This is a genomic window from Streptomyces silaceus, from assembly GCF_001419745.1.
In the GTDB taxonomy this organism is placed as follows: Bacteria; Actinomycetota; Actinomycetes; order Streptomycetales; family Streptomycetaceae; genus Streptomyces; species Streptomyces silaceus.
In genome coordinates this window covers 1-1,390 of sequence record NZ_LIRJ01000589.1, presented here as the reverse complement: position 1 = coordinate 1,390, position 1,390 = coordinate 1, and the positions used below count along the sequence as shown (strand labels likewise).

Genomic DNA, 1,390 nt, shown 5'->3' with positions numbered 1-1,390 from the left:
CGGTACGAGCAGGTCGACATCCCCGACCGCACCTGGCCCGACAAGCGGATCACGGTCGCGCCCCGCTGGCTCTCCACCGACCTGCGCGACGGCAACCAGGCGCTGATCGACCCGATGTCCCCGGCCCGCAAGCGCGCCATGTTCGACCTGCTGGTACGCATGGGCTACAAGGAGATCGAGGTCGGCTTCCCCTCCTCGGGCCAGACCGACTTCGACTTCGTGCGGTCGATCATCGAGGACGAGGACGCGATCCCCGAGGACGTGACGATCTCCGTCCTGACCCAGGCGCGCGAGGAGCTCATCGAGCGCACGGTGGAGTCCCTGAAGGGCGCCCGGCGCGCGACGGTCCACCTGTACAACGCGACCGCCCCCGTCTGGCGCGACGTCGTCTTCCGCGGCTCGCGCGACGCCGTGAAGCAGATCGCCGTCGACGGCACGCGCCTGGTCATGGAGTACGCGGACAAGCTGCTGGACGACCGGACGACGTTCGGCTACCAGTACAGCCCCGAGATCTTCACCGACACCGAGCTGGACTTCGCCCTGGAGGTCTGCGAGGGCGTCATGGACGTCTGGCAGCCCGACGCCGAGCGCGAGATCATCCTGAACCTGCCCGCCACCGTGGAGCGCTCGACGCCGTCCACGCACGCGGACCGCTTCGAGTGGATGAGCCGCAACCTCTCCCGGCGCGAGTTCGTCTGCCTGTCCATCCACCCCCACAACGACCGCGGCACCGCCGTCGCCGCCGNNCGGCGGCGACCGCGTCGAGGGCTGCCTGTTCGGCCAGGGCGAGCGCACCGGCAACGTCGACCTGGTGACGCTGGGCATGAACCTGTTCTCGCAGGGCGTGGACCCGCAGATCGACTTCTCGGACATCGACGAGATCCGTCGCACCGCCGAGTACTGCAACCAGATGGAGATCCACCCGCGCCACCCCTACGCGGGCGACCTCGTCTACACCGCCTTCTCCGGCTCCCACCAGGACGCCATCAAGAAGGGCTTCGACGCGATGGAGACCCGGGCCGCGGGCCAGGGCAAGACCGTCGACGACATCGAGTGGGCCGTGCCGTACCTGCCCATCGACCCCAAGGACGTCGGCCGCTCCTACGAGGCCGTCATCCGCGTCAACTCGCAGTCGGGCAAGGGCGGCATCGCGTACGTCCTGCAGAACGACCACAAGCTGGACCTGCCGCGCCGCATGCAGATCGAGTTCTCGAAGATCATCCAGGCCAAGACCGACGCCGAGGGCGGCGAGGTCACGCCGGACGCGATCTGGAGCGTCTTCCAGGACGAGTACCTGCCGAACCCGGCGAACCCCTGGGGTCGGATTCAGGTCAAGAACGGCCAGACGACGACCGACACGGACGGCGTCGACACCCTCACCGTCGAGGCC

General features: G+C 68.7%; 2 pseudogenes. Both read left to right on the top strand.

The annotated features are described in order from the left end of the window. Positions 1–745 (top strand): annotated as a pseudogene (locus AOK22_RS43505) (2-isopropylmalate synthase); the annotation flags it as partial. Between the two features lie 2 nt (positions 746–747). Continuing rightward, positions 748–1,390: pseudogene (locus AOK22_RS43500) on the top strand (2-isopropylmalate synthase); the annotation flags it as partial.